General features: G+C 70.3%; 14 protein-coding genes and 1 tRNA gene. 6 read left to right on the forward strand and 9 right to left on the reverse strand.

Annotation, left to right across the window (positions count from 1 at the left end):
- The first annotated feature begins 97 nt into the window (after positions 1-97).
- Positions 98-2,050 (forward strand): acetate--CoA ligase, encoded by a 1,953-nt coding sequence (acs, locus tag ACZZ9K_RS05105; protein ID WP_463443477.1) that lies wholly within the window; start codon positions 98-100, stop codon positions 2,048-2,050.
- A gap of 80 nt (positions 2,051-2,130) precedes the next feature.
- On the opposite strand, the gene ACZZ9K_RS05110 is transcribed toward acs, so the two are convergent.
- Together ACZZ9K_RS05110 and ACZZ9K_RS05115 are read right to left on the reverse strand one after the other, a co-directional pair.
- Positions 2,131-2,592 carry a RidA family protein gene (locus ACZZ9K_RS05110; protein WP_138803817.1) on the reverse strand — a complete coding sequence of 154 codons (462 nt, stop codon included), beginning with the start codon at positions 2,590-2,592 and terminating at the stop codon, positions 2,131-2,133.
- Positions 2,589-2,747 carry a DUF4177 domain-containing protein gene (locus ACZZ9K_RS05115; protein ID WP_017888699.1) on the reverse strand — a complete coding sequence of 53 codons (159 nt, stop codon included), beginning with the start codon at positions 2,745-2,747 and terminating at the stop codon, positions 2,589-2,591. The genes ACZZ9K_RS05110 and ACZZ9K_RS05115 overlap by 4 nt, the downstream gene beginning before the upstream one ends.
- Positions 2,748-2,797: 50 nt before the next feature.
- Between ACZZ9K_RS05115 and ACZZ9K_RS05120 the strand changes: the two genes are divergently transcribed.
- The 5 genes from ACZZ9K_RS05120 to ACZZ9K_RS05140 all read left to right on the forward strand — a co-directional run bounded on the left by ACZZ9K_RS05120 (position 2,798) and on the right by ACZZ9K_RS05140 (position 8,285).
- Positions 2,798-5,362 (forward strand): transglycosylase domain-containing protein, encoded by a 2,565-nt coding sequence (locus ACZZ9K_RS05120; protein ID WP_463443478.1) that lies wholly within the window; start codon positions 2,798-2,800, stop codon positions 5,360-5,362.
- The gene (locus tag ACZZ9K_RS05125) at positions 5,359-6,315 is read left to right on the forward strand and encodes a metallophosphoesterase (protein WP_418515574.1); all 957 of its coding nucleotides are present in this window, start codon (positions 5,359-5,361) and stop codon (positions 6,313-6,315) included. Before ACZZ9K_RS05120 ends, ACZZ9K_RS05125 begins: the two co-directional genes overlap by 4 nt.
- Before the next feature lie 93 nt (positions 6,316-6,408).
- Positions 6,409-6,482: transfer RNA gene (locus ACZZ9K_RS05130), tRNA-Pro, on the forward strand.
- 154 nt (positions 6,483-6,636) lie between these two features.
- A complete protein-coding gene (locus tag ACZZ9K_RS05135; RefSeq protein ID WP_463443479.1) occupies positions 6,637-7,671 on the forward strand; it encodes a sensor histidine kinase in 1,035 nt (344 codons plus the stop codon).
- Entirely contained in the window at positions 7,668-8,285 is a 618-nt protein-coding gene (locus tag ACZZ9K_RS05140; RefSeq protein WP_463443480.1) for a response regulator transcription factor, read from the forward strand. Before ACZZ9K_RS05135 ends, ACZZ9K_RS05140 begins: the two co-directional genes overlap by 4 nt.
- A gap of 88 nt (positions 8,286-8,373) precedes the next feature.
- On the opposite strand, the gene ACZZ9K_RS05145 is transcribed toward ACZZ9K_RS05140, so the two are convergent.
- The 7 genes from ACZZ9K_RS05145 to ACZZ9K_RS05175 all read right to left on the reverse strand — a co-directional run bounded on the left by ACZZ9K_RS05145 (position 8,374) and on the right by ACZZ9K_RS05175 (position 16,094).
- Complete coding sequence (locus tag ACZZ9K_RS05145; RefSeq protein WP_463443481.1) at positions 8,374-9,423, reverse strand: LLM class flavin-dependent oxidoreductase; 1,050 nt, start codon at positions 9,421-9,423, stop codon at positions 8,374-8,376.
- A 120-nt stretch (positions 9,424-9,543) separates the two neighbouring features.
- A complete protein-coding gene (locus ACZZ9K_RS05150) occupies positions 9,544-10,170 on the reverse strand; it encodes a thymidine kinase (RefSeq protein ID WP_138803823.1) in 627 nt (208 codons plus the stop codon).
- On the reverse strand, positions 10,170-10,871 hold the full coding sequence (locus ACZZ9K_RS05155; RefSeq protein WP_035808846.1) for a response regulator transcription factor: 702 nt from the start codon (positions 10,869-10,871) through the stop codon (positions 10,170-10,172). The genes ACZZ9K_RS05150 and ACZZ9K_RS05155 overlap by 1 nt, the downstream gene beginning before the upstream one ends.
- The gene (locus ACZZ9K_RS05160; protein WP_463443482.1) at positions 10,858-12,042 is read right to left on the reverse strand and encodes a hypothetical protein; all 1,185 of its coding nucleotides are present in this window, start codon (positions 12,040-12,042) and stop codon (positions 10,858-10,860) included. The genes ACZZ9K_RS05155 and ACZZ9K_RS05160 overlap by 14 nt, the downstream gene beginning before the upstream one ends.
- Positions 12,039-13,259: a sensor histidine kinase gene (locus tag ACZZ9K_RS05165; RefSeq protein WP_463443483.1), complete on the reverse strand. Its 1,221-nt coding sequence runs from the start codon at positions 13,257-13,259 to the stop codon at positions 12,039-12,041. Before ACZZ9K_RS05165 ends, ACZZ9K_RS05160 begins: the two co-directional genes overlap by 4 nt.
- Before the next feature lie 170 nt (positions 13,260-13,429).
- Positions 13,430-14,548 carry an Rv2578c family radical SAM protein gene (locus ACZZ9K_RS05170; RefSeq protein ID WP_463443484.1) on the reverse strand — a complete coding sequence of 373 codons (1,119 nt, stop codon included), beginning with the start codon at positions 14,546-14,548 and terminating at the stop codon, positions 13,430-13,432.
- A gap of 58 nt (positions 14,549-14,606) precedes the next feature.
- Positions 14,607-16,094: a malate:quinone oxidoreductase gene (locus ACZZ9K_RS05175; RefSeq protein WP_463443485.1), complete on the reverse strand. Its 1,488-nt coding sequence runs from the start codon at positions 16,092-16,094 to the stop codon at positions 14,607-14,609.

Consider the following 16,094-nt stretch of genomic DNA (forward strand, 5'->3'; position numbering starts at 1 on the left):
CGCAACCGCCGCGGATGCACGCACGCGCACGCCGCGGATGCACGCACGCAACCACGACGGATGCCACCAGAGGCCGCAACGACGCGAAAGGACATCGATGTCCACTCCGACCCAGACCGACCCCCGAGGCGACGACGGAGCGACCTTCGCACCGCCGCCCGAGTTCGTGGCCGACGCGGTCGCCGGCGAGGACCTCCACCACGCGGCAGCAGCCGACCGCGAGGCGTTCTGGGCCGAGCAGTCCCGCTCCCTGCTCGACTGGCGCACCCCGTTCACGCAGACCCTGGACTGGTCGGGCGCCCCGTTCGCGAAGTGGTTCGCCGACGGCACGCTCAACGTCGCCGAGAACTGCCTCGACCGACACGTCCGCGCCGGCAACGGCGACCGGGTCGCGATCCACTTCGAGGGTGCTCCCGGCGACACGCGCCGCATCACCTACGCCGAGCTGACCGCCGAGGTGCAGCGCGCCGCGAACATGCTCACCGACCTCGGTGTGGGCCAGGGCGACCGGGTGGTCGTGTACCTGCCGCTCATCCCCGAGGCCGTCGTGACGATGCTCGCCGTCGCCCGCATCGGTGCCGTGCACTCGGTCGTCTTCGGCGGGTTCAGCGCGGAGAGCCTCCGCGCCCGCATCGAGGACGCCGGCGCGAAGCTCGTCGTCACCGCGGACGGCGGGTGGCGGCGGGGTGCCGTCTCACCGCTCAAGCCCGCCGTCGACGAGGCACTGACCGGCGAGGGCACCGACACGGTGGAGCACGTCCTGGTCGTCAAGCGCGGCGGCAACGACATCGCGTGGAACGACCGAGACCTCTGGTGGCACGACGAGCTCGCGAAGGCGGCGCCGACCCACGAGGCCCAGGCGTTCCCCGCCGAGACGCCGCTGTTCATCCTGTACACCTCGGGCACGACCGGGAAGCCGAAGGGCATCGTGCACACCTCCGGTGGCTACCTGACGCAGGCGGCCTACACGCACAAGAACGTCTTCGACATGCACCCGGAGAAGGACGTCTACTGGTGCACCGCCGACATCGGCTGGATCACCGGGCACTCCTACGTCGTCTACGGCCCGCTCGCCAACGGCGTCACCCAGGTGCTCTACGAGGGCACCCCGGACGAGCCGAAGCCCGGCCGCTGGTGGGACCTCGTCGACGCCTACGGCGTGACCGTCCTGTACACCGCACCGACGGCGGTCCGCGCGGCGATGAAGGCCGGCCGCGAGATCCCCGAGGCGCGCAGCCTCGAGACCCTCCGACTGCTCGGCAGCGTCGGCGAACCGATCAACCCCGAGGCGTGGCAGTGGTACCGGCAGGTCATCGGCCACGACCGCACGCCGATCGTCGACACGTGGTGGCAGACCGAGACCGGCGCGATCATGATCTCCGCGCTGCCCGGCGTCACGAAGCTCAAGCCCGGCGCCGCGCAGACGCCGCTGCCGGGCATCGTCGCCGAGATCGTCGACGACGACGGCAACCGCGCCGACCCGGGCGAGAGCGGCTACCTGACGATCACCGAACCGTGGCCGTCGATGGCCCGCGGGATCTGGAACGACCCGGACCGGTTCGTCGAGACCTACTGGTCGCGGTTCCCCGGCCGCTACTTCGCCGGCGACGGCGCGCGGCTCGACGGGCAGGGCGACATCTGGGTGCAGGGGCGCGTCGACGACGTCATGAACGTCTCGGGGCACCGCCTGTCGACGGCCGAGATCGAGTCCGCCCTGGTCGGGCACGAGGGCGTGGCCGAGGCCGCCGTGGTCGGTGCCGCCGACGAGACCACCGGGCAGGCCGTCGTCGCCTTCGTCATCCTGACCGCCGAGGCCGCCGCCGACGTCGACCGCGACACCGCTTCCGCGGAGCTCCGCAACTGGGTCGGCAAGCGGATCGGCGCCATCGCGAAGCCGCGCCAGGTCGTCATCGTGCCGGAGCTGCCGAAGACACGCTCCGGCAAGATCATGCGTCGGCTGCTCCGCGACGCGGCCGAGGGCCGCCGCATCGGCGACACGACGACGCTGGCCGACCCGACGATCATGGCGACCATCGCGGAACTCATGTAGTCCCGCCAGACGGAAGCAGGGCCTCCAGTCAGATCCAGACTGGAGGCCCTGCTCACGTCCTGCGTTCGACTGACGGTCCGTCAGGCGGTGAGCTCCACCACCAGCTCGACCTCGACCGGCGCGTCCAGCGGGAGCACCGCGACGCCCACCGCGCTCCGCGCGTGGACGCCGGCGTCACCGAAGACCTCGCCGACCAGGGTCGACGCCCCGTTCGCGACACCGGGCTGCCCGGTGAACGACGGGTCCGACGCGACGAAGACCGTGACCTTGACGACCCGCGCCACGCGGTCGAGCGACCCGGCGACCGACTGCACGGCGGCCAGGGCGTTCAGCGCGGCCACACGGGCCTGGGCGGCGGCGGTCTCGGCGTCGACGGCGGTGCCGACCTTGCCGGTCACGGGCAGGGCGCCGTCGACGAACGGCAGCTGGCCGGCCGTGTAGACGTACTGTCCCGTCACGACGGCGGGCACGTACGCGGCGACGGGCGCGGCGACCGCGGGGATCGTCAGGCCGAGCGCGGCGAGCCGGTCGGAGACGCTCATGCGTCGGCCTTGGGGCGCTTCAGGTAGGCGACGAGACCGCCCTCGGGTCCGGTGACGATCTGGACCAGCTCCCAGCCCTCGTCCCCGTAGTTGTTGAGGATCGCGGTGGTGTTGTGGATCATCAGCGGCGTGGTGAAGTACTCCCAGCGAGTCATGCGGTTCCTTGCCAGCCTTTCAGTCGGGGGTGTCGTTTAGGCTGCATCCTATGTCTGCCCAGAAGACGTCTGCATCGCGGACCAAGCCCGTCTCAGCAGTCGGCGCCTTCATCGGATTCGTCGGGTTCAGTGCCCTCGCCGGCCTGCTCGTCACGATCGGCGTCACGCCGGCCATCGCGGTCGCCGGTGTCACGACGACGTCCACGATCGGGGTGTTCGAGTCCCTGCCGGAGTACATCGAGATCGGTGACCTCCCCCAGCGCAACGAGCTGTACGCGTACTCGGGCGGCAAGTCGACGCACTTCGCGACGGTCTACGACCAGAACCGCCAAGAGCTGAAGTTCGACCAGATCAGCGACCAGCTGAAGAACGCCGCGATCGACGGCGAGGACAAGCGCTTCTACGACCACGGCGGCGTCGACATGACCTCCCTGGTGCGTGCCGGTGTGGGCAGCATCGCCGGTGGCCTGGGCGAATCCGGTGGCGGATCGACGCTCACGATGCAGCTCGTCCGCAACATCAAGATGCAGCAGGCACTCGAGCTCCCCACGAAGAAGGAGCAGGTCAAGGCCTACAACGAGGCCGTCGAGCAGACCATCCCCCGCAAGCTCGAGGAGATGAAGCTCGCGATCGGCCTGGCGAAGAAGTACTCCAAGAAGGAGATCCTCACCGCCTACCTGAACATCGCCTACTTCGGCGACCAGACGTACGGCGTGCAGGCGGCGGCACAGCACTACTACAACAAGAGCGCCACCGACCTGACCCCGGCCGAGGCCGCGTCGCTCATCGCGATCGTGCAGTACCCCGAGGCGCGCAACCTGTCGAACCCGAAGAAGTACGAGGCCAACGTCGCCCGACGCGACGTCGTGCTCCGTTCCATGTACGACCAGAAGAACCTCACCGAGGCCGAGTACCGCACGGCCCGCCAGTCGAAGCCGGCGGACTACGTGCACCTGACCGAGCCCTCGCAGGGCTGCCGTGCCTCGGTCGGTGACGGTTCGCAGTTCTTCTGCGACTACGCGGTCAAGGTCGTCAAGGAGATGTCGCAGCTCGGCTCGTCGCAGAAGGCCCGCGACACCGCCTGGCGCAACGGCGGCTACAAGATCCAGACGACGCTGAACATCAACCTGAACGCCGAGCAGAAGCGCCTCGTCAACACGTACGACAACAAGGCCGAGACCAACCTCGCCCTCGGTGCCACGCTCAACTCCATCGAAGCCGGCTCCGGACGCATCATCACGATGGCGCAGAACAAGGACTACGACCAGTCCCTCAAGTCCGCGCCGACGTCGACGAGCATCAACTACAGCGTCGACTACAAGTACGGCAACTCCGGCGGTTTCCAGACGGGATCGACGTACAAGCTCTTCACGCTGCTCGCCTGGCTGCAGGCCGGACACGGTCTCAACGAGGTCGTGAGCGGTGCGCCGCGGAACATGTCGACCGGCTGGACCGCGTGCGGGCAGCCCGTCTACGCGGGCGACTACAACCCCAAGAACGACAGCCCGGGTGAGAGCGGCAACTACACCGTCGCAGCAGCGACTGCCGGATCCATCAACCTGGCGTTCCTGAACATGGCGCAGAAGCTCGACCTCTGTGACATCCGGGACACCGCCGAATCGCTCGGTGTGCACCGCGCGGACGGCGGCGAGCTGCAGTACAACCCGTCGGCTGTCCTCGGGACGAACGACATCGCGCCCATGACGATGGCGGCCGCCTACGCAGCCGTGTCCAACAACGGCATCTACTGCAAGCCGATCGCCATCGACGAGATCACCTCGCCGTCCGGCAAGAAGCTCGGCGGCCAGACGAAGGACTGCAAGCAGGCCATCGACCCCGAGGTCGCGCACGCAGCGGTCTACGCGATGAAGGGCACCATCACGAGCGGTACCGCGCGTGGCGCCCAGACCCCGGACGGCACGCAGCTCTTCGCGAAGACGGGCACGACGGACACCGCGAACCAGATCTGGCTCGTGGGCGCGAGCTCGCGCGTCGCGACCGCCTACTGGCAGGGCAACACCGACGGCAAGCTGAACAACCTCCGTCACTACAGCAACGGGGTGAACGGCACGTACGCCGGTGTCCGTGCCGACGTCTGGAGGCAGGCGATGACCCCGATCAACGCCACGTACCCGGCCGGCGCGTTCACCGACCCGAACAGCTCGGCGCTGCGCGGCAACGCAAAGGCGCTGCCGAACCTGCAGGGCAAGACCGCGGACGAGGCCCGTGCGGCCATCTCCGGCGCCGGGTTCACCTACGTCGACGGCGGTGCCCGACCCGGCCCCGGCAACCCCGGTTCCGTGACCTCGACGTCCCCGGCGGCCGGTGCACTCCTGTCCTCGGGTTCGAGCGTCACCGTCTACACGTCGGACGGCACCCAGGCGACGGTTCCGGAGATCGGCGGCGACTCCCTCGGGGATGCCCGCTCGGCCCTGAACGACGCTGGCTTCACCAACGTCAGCATCACTGAGGACTACGCCAAGGGCGGCGGTGACAAGACCTGCAAGGTCGCCGCGGTCGACCCGGCGATCAGTGCCACGGCGAACAAGGGCGACCAGGTGCGGATCAAGCTGTACGGCGACAAGAACGGCAAGGCGCCCAAGGACTGCAAGTGACCCGCGGGCGCGCCGCACTCGGGGTCCTCGCAGCCGGTGCGGCCGTCGGAGCTGCTTCGGCAGCCTGGGGTTCGCTCGTCGAACGCCGTCGCTTCGGGATCCGGTGGGAGACCGTCCCGGTGCTCCCGCCGGGTTCCCGTGACGTCACCGTCCTGCACCTGTCCGACATCCACATGGCCCCGTGGCAGGCCGACAAGCAGCAGTGGCTGCGCGACCTGAGCCTGGTCGAACCGGACTTCATCGTGAACACCGGGGACAACCTCGGCCACGCGACCGCGAACGCCGCCGTGGAGTACGCGCTCGAGCCGTTCCGCGGGGTGCCCGGGGTCTTCGCCTACGGGTCGAACGACTTCTTCGGGCCGTCCCCGCGCAACCCGCTCAAGTACTTCTCCGGGCCGAGCCGGATGCACAAGGCCGCGGAGCCCGTCGGGCTCGACATCGATCGGCAGACGGCGTTCTTCGAGTCGCTCGGCTGGCTGGACCTCAACGACCAGGCGCACGCGATCGAACTCCGCGGCTCCCGCTTCGAGCTGTTCGGCACCTCGGACGCGCACCGCGACTGGGACCGCCTCGACCTGCTGCCCACCAACGTCGACGAGATGCGCAGTGACGTGCCGTGGTCCGAGGACGAGGACGGCCCCGCGCCGGTCGCGATCGGTGTCACGCACGCCCCCTACCGTCGCGTGCTCGATGCCTTCGTGACCCAGGGCGCCGACGTCATCTTCGCCGGGCACACCCACGGCGGTCAGGTGGCGGTCCCCGGGGTCGGTGCGCTCGTCACGAACAGCGACCTCCCCCGCCGGTACGCCAGCGGGCTGCACAAGTGGGAGCACCGCAACCACTGGTCGTGGCTCGAGGTCTCCGCGGGTCTCGGCACCTCGATCTACGCCCCCGTCCGGTTCGCCTGCCGGCCCGAGGCCGTCGTGGTCACCCTCACCGCCCGGGCTTCCTGAGCCGACGCGCCCGGGAGTTCGCCGGATGGTCGTGAGCACCCTGGATCATCGGATAGTATTGTCGGGTTGCTCCGGTACGGAGTGATCACACCGCGGGGTGTGGCGCAGCTTGGTAGCGCGCCTCGTTCGGGACGAGGAGGTCGCAGGTTCAAATCCTGTCACCCCGACACTGTGTTGAGACAGTACGAAGAAGGCCCTGGTTCTCCGGAACCAGGGCCTTCTGCTTTCCGGTACAGCTCGTCCGTCCGATGGGTCGCACGACCCACTCGGTCCGTTCGTCCCCCGCTGTGGACACCACCTCCCGCTACGCTCGCAAGCGCCATGCAGAACGACCATCCCCTCGCCGCCGTGCTCACCACGATCGCCGCGGAGTTCCCCGACATCGCGGACGACCCGGTGCTCGCGAAGAACCTGACGGACAACGTCACGTCGATGATCGCCGAGGCCCACGAGCGCTACGCGGCGGGGACCGACGGCAGCGTCGTGAGCCACGCGTTCCTCGACCCCGAGCACCTGGCGACCGGCAGTCTGCACGCCGAGCACGCCCAGCACCCGGCCGGCGCCATGCTCGCGGCGGAGATGCTCTTCGACGCCTACCTGCCGGTCTTCGTCGACGAGGTCGGCGCGGAGTCCACTGCCGAGGTCCTGCGTGCCACCAGAGCCCTGCACGCCGGCATCTGGAGCCGGTTCCCGGCCGGGGCGGTCGCGTACACGGAGGCACTGCGCCAGCGCGTCACCACGGCACACCTGGACTCCCGCACGCAGATCGCGCGAGACCTGCACGACCGCGTGGCACACGGGATCCTCGCCGGGTTGCAGCGCCTCGACCTCGTCCTGCTGACGGACCCGCCCTCGGACGAGCGTGCCGCGCAGCTCGACGACGCGGCACGGTTGCTCCGGAGTGCGCTCGGCGACGTGCAGGACCTCGCAGTGAGCCTGCACGCCCGCGTCGGTGACGCGCTGCTGGACGACGCGCTCCGCCGGCACGTGCACGACCTGTTCCCCGACGACGACCGCCTGTCCATCGAGTCGACGGGCACCTCCGGTCCACTGCCGAACTGGCAGGCCGAGGAAGCGCTGACGATCCTGCTCGAGGCGCTCACGAACCGCGGCAAGCACGCACCGGGGTCGACGACCTCGGTGCACTTCGCGTGGTCCCCCGCTGCCGTGGTGGTGACGGTGACCGACGACGGCCCGGGCTTCGACGTGCACAGCGATGCCGACGGTCGCCTCGGCCAGCAGACGATGCGCGAGCGCGCCGCGGTGATCGGCGCTCGGCTCGACGTCGAGAGCACCCGCGGCAGCCGACAGCACGGCACCACCGTCCGCCTGAGGATCCCGAGGGGCACCCTGTGACCGTCACCCACGTCGCCATCGTCGACGACCACCGGCTGTTCCGTGAAGGGCTCGCCACCATCCTGGCTGCGGTCCCCACGATCCGCGTCGTCGCACACGGCGAGCGACCGGCCGAGGTGCTCGACTCCCCCGAGGCCGCCGCGGTCGACGTCCTGTTGCTCGACGTCGAACTGGACGGTCCTCCGGCACGGACGACGATCGCCACGATCCGCCGCACCCGCCCGGACATCCGGGTGGTGGTGCTCACGATGCACCGTGACGCGGTCCTCCGCCGCACCCTGCTCGACGCCGGTGCGGTCGACTTCGTCACGAAGGACACCCCGAGCCGCGAACTCGTCGACCGGATCGCGCGTGCAGCACATGCCGACGCGGCTCCGGTCACGTTCCCCGTCGACCTCGTCACCGAGGCCCGTGCCGGCTCACCGCTGAGCGACCGCGAGCTCGAGGTCCTGCGACTCATCGCCGCCGCACGCAGCAACGCCGAGATCGCCGGCGACCTGCAGCTCGCGATCGGCACCGTCAAGCGGCACGTCTACAACGTGTTCCGCAAGCTCGACGTCGGCTCCCGCGTCGGTGCGGTCGCCGCGGCCACGCGCCTGGGCTTGCTCACCTGAGCCTCCGCGGAACTCCGTGAGCAGCAATGGTCGGGTGCCCAGTGGACACCCGACCATTCCTGCTCACGAAGCGAACGAACTCGACTGACTAGCCGACGGACGCAGCAGCCGCGCCCGCGGGCACGAGCCTGCCGGCGGCGTGCAGCCCGGCCACGACGTCGAGCGCCTGGTGCCGGTACCGCGCCTGAGCAGCACCGGGCGACACGATCACGCCGTTCGCGCCGGTCGACGCCACGAGCGCGTTGATCTTCTCGGCGACCTGCTCGGCGTTGCCGTAGGCCTGACGTTCGGTGCGGGCCGCGATGAACCGACGCTCGAGGTCGTTGAACTCGTACGCACGCGCCTCGTCCATCGACACCGGCTCGGGCTTCCGGCCCGAGCGCATCCGGATGAACGAGATCATGCCCGGGGCGCTCTGCTCGTCGATGACGGCGGGGTCCTCGTCGGTGACGACCTGCACGCCGATCAGCGCGTTCGGCGTCTGGCGGAAGCGCGACGGACGGAACGAGTCGCGGTACAGGGCGAGTGCGGCCTCGGTGTTGTCCGACGCGAAGTGGTGGGCGAACGCGAACGAGATGCCGAGCGCACCGGCGACCTGTGCGCTGTAGCCGGAGGACCCGAGCAGCCAGAACTCCGGCACGTCGCCGTAGCCCGGCACGGCGCGGATGCCGGCCAGCGGGTTCTCCGCGCCCATGCCGGTGAAGAACCCGATCAGGTCGGCCAGGCGGTCCGGGAAGTCGTCGACGTCGAGTCGGTCCGTGCGGCGGAGGGCCATCGCCGTGGCGCCGTCGGTGCCGGGAGCGCGCCCGAGCCCGAGGTCGACCCGGTCGCCGTACAGGGCGCGGAGCGTGCCGAACTGCTCGGCGACGACGAGGGGCGCGTGGTTCGGCAGCATGACGCCGCCCGAACCGATGCGGATGGTCGAGGTGGCCGCACCCACGGCGCTCAGCAGCACCGCCGGGGCCGAGGACGTGATCCCAGGCATCCCGTGGTGCTCGGCGACCCAGAACCGCTCGTACCCGAGCTGCTCGGCGTGCACGGCCATGTCGATGGACCCCTGCAGGGCCTCGGTGTTGGACTGGCCGTACTCGCGGGTGGCCAGGTCGAGGACGGACAGGTGCAGGGTGTCGTCGGTCATGTGGTCACCAACGCGCGCGGGCGCGCGCGCATTCCGGTGCACGCGACGGACTGGAGGCCCGTGGCGGGGCCGCGCCGCGCCTCCAGTCCGCCCTTCGGTTGCGTCTCGGGCGCCGCGCGGTCAGGCGCCGTCGAGGCGGCCGCCGGACTCCGTCAGGTAGCAGTTGGCGCAGAGCGACTCGTAGGCGACGTCGACGCCGTCGATCGCGACCTGGGAGCCGTCGAAGACGAACCGACCGTCGACCGTGCGGGCGTTGAAGACCGCCTTGCGGCCGCAGCGGCAGATGGTCTTCAGCTCTTCGAGGGAGTGCGCGACCTCGAGCAGGCGGGCGCTTCCGGGGAACGCCTCGGTGCGGAAGTCCGTGCGGATGCCGTACGTGATGACCGGGATCTCGTCGAGCACCGCGATGCGCAGCAGGTCGTCGACCTGCCGCGGGGTGAGGAACTGCGCTTCGTCGACGAGCACGCAGCTGACAGGCCGCACCATGCCGTCCAGGCGGCCCGACTCGGGGTCGACGGCGCCGGCGGCGGTGACGGCCTGGCGCACGTCGGCGTCCGGGGAGAAGACGATGTCGACGGTCCGGGTGACGCCCAGGCGCGAGACGATCTCACGGTCGCCCTTGGTGTCCACGGCAGGCTTGGCGAGCAGCACCCGGTGCCCGCGCTCCTCGTAGTTGTAGGCGGCCTGCAGCAGGCCCGTGCTCTTGCCGCTGTTCATCGCGCCGTAGCGGAAGTAGAGCTTCGCCACTACGCGAGGAACCCGTCCTCGGCGGCCCGCCGGATGAGGTCGGACTTCTTCGAAGCGGGGCGGCCCACCTTGCTGTACTTCTCGCGCACGCGACGCAGGTAGGTCTTGGCGGTCTCGTACTGCACGTTCATCTGCGCGGCGACCTCGTTCGTCGAGTAGCCGGACACGTAGAGCCGCAGCGCCTCTTCTTCACCGGCGCTGAGCTTCGGCCGCTGGTGGGCTGCGGCACCCGTCGGCAGCGGACGCCATTCCCGGGGCTGCGGGGTCTCGCGGGCGACGCCCATGATCTCGCGGGCGACGTCCATGACCTCGCGCATCGGGAGCGACTTCGACAGGAACGCCGCGGCGCCGGCGGCCAGGGCACGGTCGCGGGACTCACGGCTGTCGACGCTCGAGAGCACGATCACCTTCGCGCCGGCGGCACGGCAGGTGCGGACGCGTGCCTCGATCGAGACGGGTTCCTTGAGCTGGAAGTCGAGGAACACCAGGTCGGTCGGGAAGCTGTCGCTGTGGACCATCTCGAGCCAGGTGTGCGCGGTCAGGGCCAGGTCGAAGTCGAACGCGTTCACCGCGATCCAGCTCGACAGGCTGTCCAGCAGCACCTCGTGGTCGTCGAGGATGGCCAGCCGCACACGTCGTGCTCCCGGGTTCGGGAGGGACGGCGACCCCTCCGAGAGCCTGTTCGGGTCAGTGCTGGTCATAGGAGAACCTTAGTGCGAGGGCGGAAGGGCGGACCGCGACGTCGAGGTCGGGGAACGTCACGCGGAGGACGGCGAAGTAGGGGTCGAAGGTGCGGTGGATGCCGATGTCGGAGTCCGCGACGGCGAGTTCCACGTCGACGGACACACGAGCGGGTGCGGGTGCCTGGGCTGCTTGGTCCGCCACCGTGTGTGCGCGTCGCACGGTCGCGCGGAACCCGGCCGGGTCGACGGTCGACGCGCGGAGGGCCGCACGGACGAAGGTGCGGACGACCGCCCGCTGGTCGGTGTCGAGCGTCGCGATGAGGCCGTCGGGGTCGTCGACCACCGGTGCCTGGCCGCCGTCGACCCGGACGGCGTGCTCGAACCAGGTGCGATCGGCGTCGGCGACCATGGACGCCCGGATGCCGTCGGCGATCGCGCGGGCACGGGCACGGTCGGCGTCGGTGATGACGTCGCGCGTGCGGAGCTCGGCGAAGAACGGGGCGACGTCGCGGGACAGGATCGTCGAGCGGTCCTGCTGCACGCTCGCTGCGATGCCGTCCCGCTCGGCACGCGCGACGGAGTACGACCCGGCACGGATCTGCACCCGTTCGGCGAGCCCGGCGAAGGTCCAGGCGAACACGGCGGACGCGGCGGTCAGCACGAGCGTCGGGGCCGCGGCCAGGAACGCCGCGACGGCGACCGGCACCTCGTGCGGGAACTCGGCTGCACCAGCGCCCCAGGTCACGGCGTTCACGGCGGCCAGGACGAGCCCGCCGATCGTCAGGTCGGTCCACGGACGGTACGGCGCGACCATGACGATGCCGGTCGCGGTGATCAGGGACATGAAGTCGTTCAGGGCGCTGCGGTCCGGCCCCCACTGCGCCGCGACGCTCGTGACCGACGCCAGGCCGAGCAACCCGACGTGCGCGACGAACGCCGACCGCGGGAACGGCGCACGGAACGGGCTCGAGGCAGCGAGCACCACCACCGCCGAGGCCGCGACGAGCAGCACCGTGAGGGCGCTGAGTGTGGGGCTGCCCACGACGTCGCGGTCGAAGATCGACACGAGCAGGGCCCAGACGACGCTGCCGGCCCCGAGCACGAGGGCCAGGGGCCGCGACCCCATCGCGCCGAGCGGGTCGTACTGCTGCGCGGTGCGGCGGGATCCGCGCTGCCGTGCGGCCGTCATCGCTCGGTCCCCCGATCGTCGCTGACCACCGGCACGGTGACCGCGCCGGTGACCGGTCCGTACGGCACGGTCATCATGACGCTCGTGCCGGAACCGGGCGACGACCAGATCTGGACGTCACCGCCGACCCGGCCGATCCGCTCACGCACCGAACCGCGGAGGCCCATCCGGTCGGCTCCGGTGGCGTCCTCGTCGAACCCACGACCGTCGTCGACGACCATGACCGTGCAGGACGCGCTGTCGTCGAACACGCTGACCTCGGCGGCGTCGGTGCCCGCGTGCTTCCGCACGTTGGCCAGGCACTGGCCGACGGCCCGGACGACCGCCGACAGTGCACGCTGGTCCAGTCGTTCGAGCGCGGAGGTGTCCCCGGTGACGGTCACGTCCAGCCCGAGCGTCCGGTGTTCGTCGACCATGGCGCCGAACGCCTCGGCCGCGGCCCCGGGACGCGGGCGGGCGGCCGGCGCGAGCCACCCCTTGCCGGTGAGCACCGCGACGTCGGCGTCGACCGTCTCGGCGAGGTGCGGGTCCATCGGGCCGTCCGGCGCGAGGGTGATCGCGCCCAGGTGGTTGAGCACGGTGTCGTGCAGGATCGCGGACGCCTCGGCCTCGACCCCGGCGCGGTAGGCGGACACATGTTCTTCGCGCGCGGAGCGCAGGAGTTCGGGCTGCACCCGTTCGCTCCGGCCCGTGCTGCGAGTCGTGAAGAGCACGAGCGCGACCACGAAGCCCAGGGTGACCCAGGCCAGGATGAGCGGACGGGGCGATTGGTCGGCCTGCACGATGGCGATCCAGGTCGCGAGTCGTCCGGTCAGGAAGCCCACGAAGGACCACAGCACGACGCGGCTCGGCACGGCCCCCGCTCCCCCGACCAGGATGAGCGGGATCACGACGAGGGACATCAGGTACGAGGTCACCCACCCGGTCGGCACCTGCTGCTGGACCCCGACGGCGAACCACCAGGCGCAGACACCGCCGACGGCCAGGAACGCGATCGCCGAGACCCGGGTGCCGAACTGCACGTGCACACCGATCATGGCGAGCATCGGGACGACCGCCAGCGCGGTGCCGACGACCTGCACCCCGGGCTCGGACAGGCCGTAGAGCACGAGCGTGATGGCCGCGGCCGACAGGGACCCGATGGCACCGGCGTGGAATGCGCGCACGGTCGACCACGCGTTCACTCGCGGTGCGAGGTGCGTGGGGATGCCGAGCACGAGGTGGATCCTTCCGGGTGGCGAGGGCGCCGTCCACGATCCAACCACCGGAGCAGCGGCCGTGTACCCCGAATCCGGGGCCGTGCGGCGACCCGCACGATGATAGCGGCCCGGACCGGGGTCTTGCTGTCCCCCGAACGTGGACCGGACACGACCCGGACGGACACCCCTCAGAACAGCGTCTGTGCCGCCGCCGGCCGGAGCAGCCGCTGGTCGAACCCGGGGTCGGCGCGCTTCAGCGGCGACACCGTCGGCACCGACTGCTCCTGCGGCACGCCCGACTGCATCGTTCGCGGTTCGGAGAAGCCCATCGAGCCCGTCGCCGGGTCCACCCGCCCCAGTCCGACACCGTGGGCCGCCAGGATCGGGCGGATGCGCTCCGACAGCCACCGTCGGTAGTCCTTCGGCGCGTAGGTGTTGTCGAGGTACATCGCGCGGTACCGCTGCACCAGGTCGGGTCGCTCGCGGCCGAGCCACTCGAACCACCACGGCTTGACGCCGGGTCGCAGGTGCAGCGCCGAGTACATGATGCTCGTCGCGCCGGCCGCGGTCGCCCGACCGATGGCGTCGTCGAGGTGTGCGCGGGTGTCGGTGATGTACGGCAGCACCGGCATGAGGAACACCGCGCAGTCGAGCCCCGCGTCGCGGATGGCCCGCACGGTCGCCAGCCGGGCCGACGTCGTCGGGGTGCCGGACTCGACCGACTGCTGCAGCGAGTCGTCGTACACGGCGATCGACATCGCGAGGTCGACCGGCACCACCTTCGCCGCCTCGGCCAGCAGCGGGAGGTCGCGGCGCAGCAGCGTGCCCTTCGTCAGGATGCTGAACGGGGTGCGCGACTCCGCCAGCGTCTCGATCACACCGGGCATCAGGCGGTACCGCCCCTCGGCCCGCTGGTACGGGTCGGTGTTCGTGCCGAGCGCCACCGGGTGGCGGTCCCACGAGGGCTTGCCGAGCTCACGACGCAACACGTCGGCGACGTTCGTCTTCACCACGATCTGCTGGTCGAAGTCGGCGCCGCCGTCGAACTCCAGGTAGGTGTGGGTCGGGCGCGCGAAGCAGTACACGCACGCGTGGCTGCACCCGCGGTACGGGTTGATCGTCCAGCCGTACGTGCCCGAGCCGTCCGCGCTCGGCACCCGGTTCAGAGCGCTCTTCGCCAGGATCTCGTGGAAGGTCACCCCGGCGAACTCGGGCGTCGTCACGCTCCGGACGAACCCGCTGTTCGACTCCATCCCGGGCAGCGCGTCGCTCTGCTCGGCATTGATCGCCTGTCCACTCCACCGCATGCCGTCATTCGAACACACGTTCGAACAGACTGCAAACCGGAGCGGTCCGGTGCAGTCCTCAGTGGTGCAGGCCGAGCACCTTCGCGGTGCGCTCGAGCGTGGCGTCCGCCAGCTCCGGGTCGTCCCCGAGGTCCTGCCCGTAGGTCGGCACCATCGCTCGGACGTCGTCCTGCCAGGCGTCCCACCGGTCCGGGAAGCACCGGTGCAGCATCGTGAGCATGATCGGCACGGCGGTCGAGGCACCCGGCGACGCCCCGAGCAGCCCCGCGATCGAACCGTCGGCGGCGGTGATGACCTCGGTGCCGAACTGCAGCACACCGCCCTTGTCCTTGTCGGGCTTGATCACCTGGACGCGCTGCCCAGCGGTGATGCGGTGCCAGTGCTCGGGCTCGGCGCTCGGCATGAAGTCACGGAGCGCCTCGAACTTGGTGTGCTTCGACGCGAGGAGCTGGCCGACCAGGTAGCGGACCAGGTCGAAGTTCGAGAACGCGACGCTCAGCATCGGGCGGAGGTTGTGCGGCCGGATCGAGCGGAACAGGTCGAGGACCGAGCCCTGCTTCAGGAACTTCGGGCTGAACCCGGCGTACGGCCCGAACATCAGCGACGAACCACCGTCGACGATGCGGGTGTCGAGGTGCGGCACCGACATCGGCGGGGCGCCGACACTGGCCTTGCCGTAGACCTTGGCCGAGTGCTTCTGCACCACCTCGGGGTCGTCGGTGCGCAGGAACTCGCCCGACACCGGGAAGCCGCCGTAGCCCCGGATCTCCGGGATGCCGGACTTCTGCAGCAGGTGCAGGGCTCCGCCACCGGCGCCGACGAAGACGAACTTCGCGGCGATGCGCTGCGTCGACCGGCCGATCTCGTTGCGGACGTTGACCACCCAGCCCTCGGACACCTTCGAGCGGGTCAGGTTGGTGACCTGGTGCGAGGGTTCGAACTCGACACCGTCGATCTCGAGCTGGTCGAAGAGCTGGCGGGTGAGCGACCCGAAGTCGACGTCCGAGCCGGCCGCCGAGTACGTCGCCGCGATCGGCTGGTCCTTCTTGCGGCCCGGGATGAGCGCCGGCGCCCACTTCCGGATCTGCGCCGGGTCGTCCGAGAACTCGATGCCGGCGAAGAGCGGGTGGTCACGCATGGCCTCGTACCGGGCACGCATGTAGGCCACGTTGGCCTCGCCCCAGACGAACGAGATGTGCGGCGTGGGGTTGATGAAGTTCGACGGCTCCGGCAGCACACCGGTCTCGACCAGGTGCGCCCAGAACTGCCGCGAGACCTGGAACTGCTCGTTGACCGTGACGGCCTTCGCGATGTCGACACGGCCGTCCGGCAGTTCCGGCGTGTAGTTCAGCTCGCACAGTGCCGAGTGCCCGGTACCGGCGTTGTTCCACGGGTTCGAGGACTCCTGCGCAACCGTGCCGAGCCGCTCGTACACGCGGATCTTCCAGCTGGGCTCGAGCTTGTGGATGATGGCCCCGAGCGTGGCACTCATGATGCCTCCGCCGATCAGGACGACGTCGATGGGGTCCACCTGCTGCTCTGCCAC

This window comes from Curtobacterium sp. AC268, from assembly GCF_979258745.1.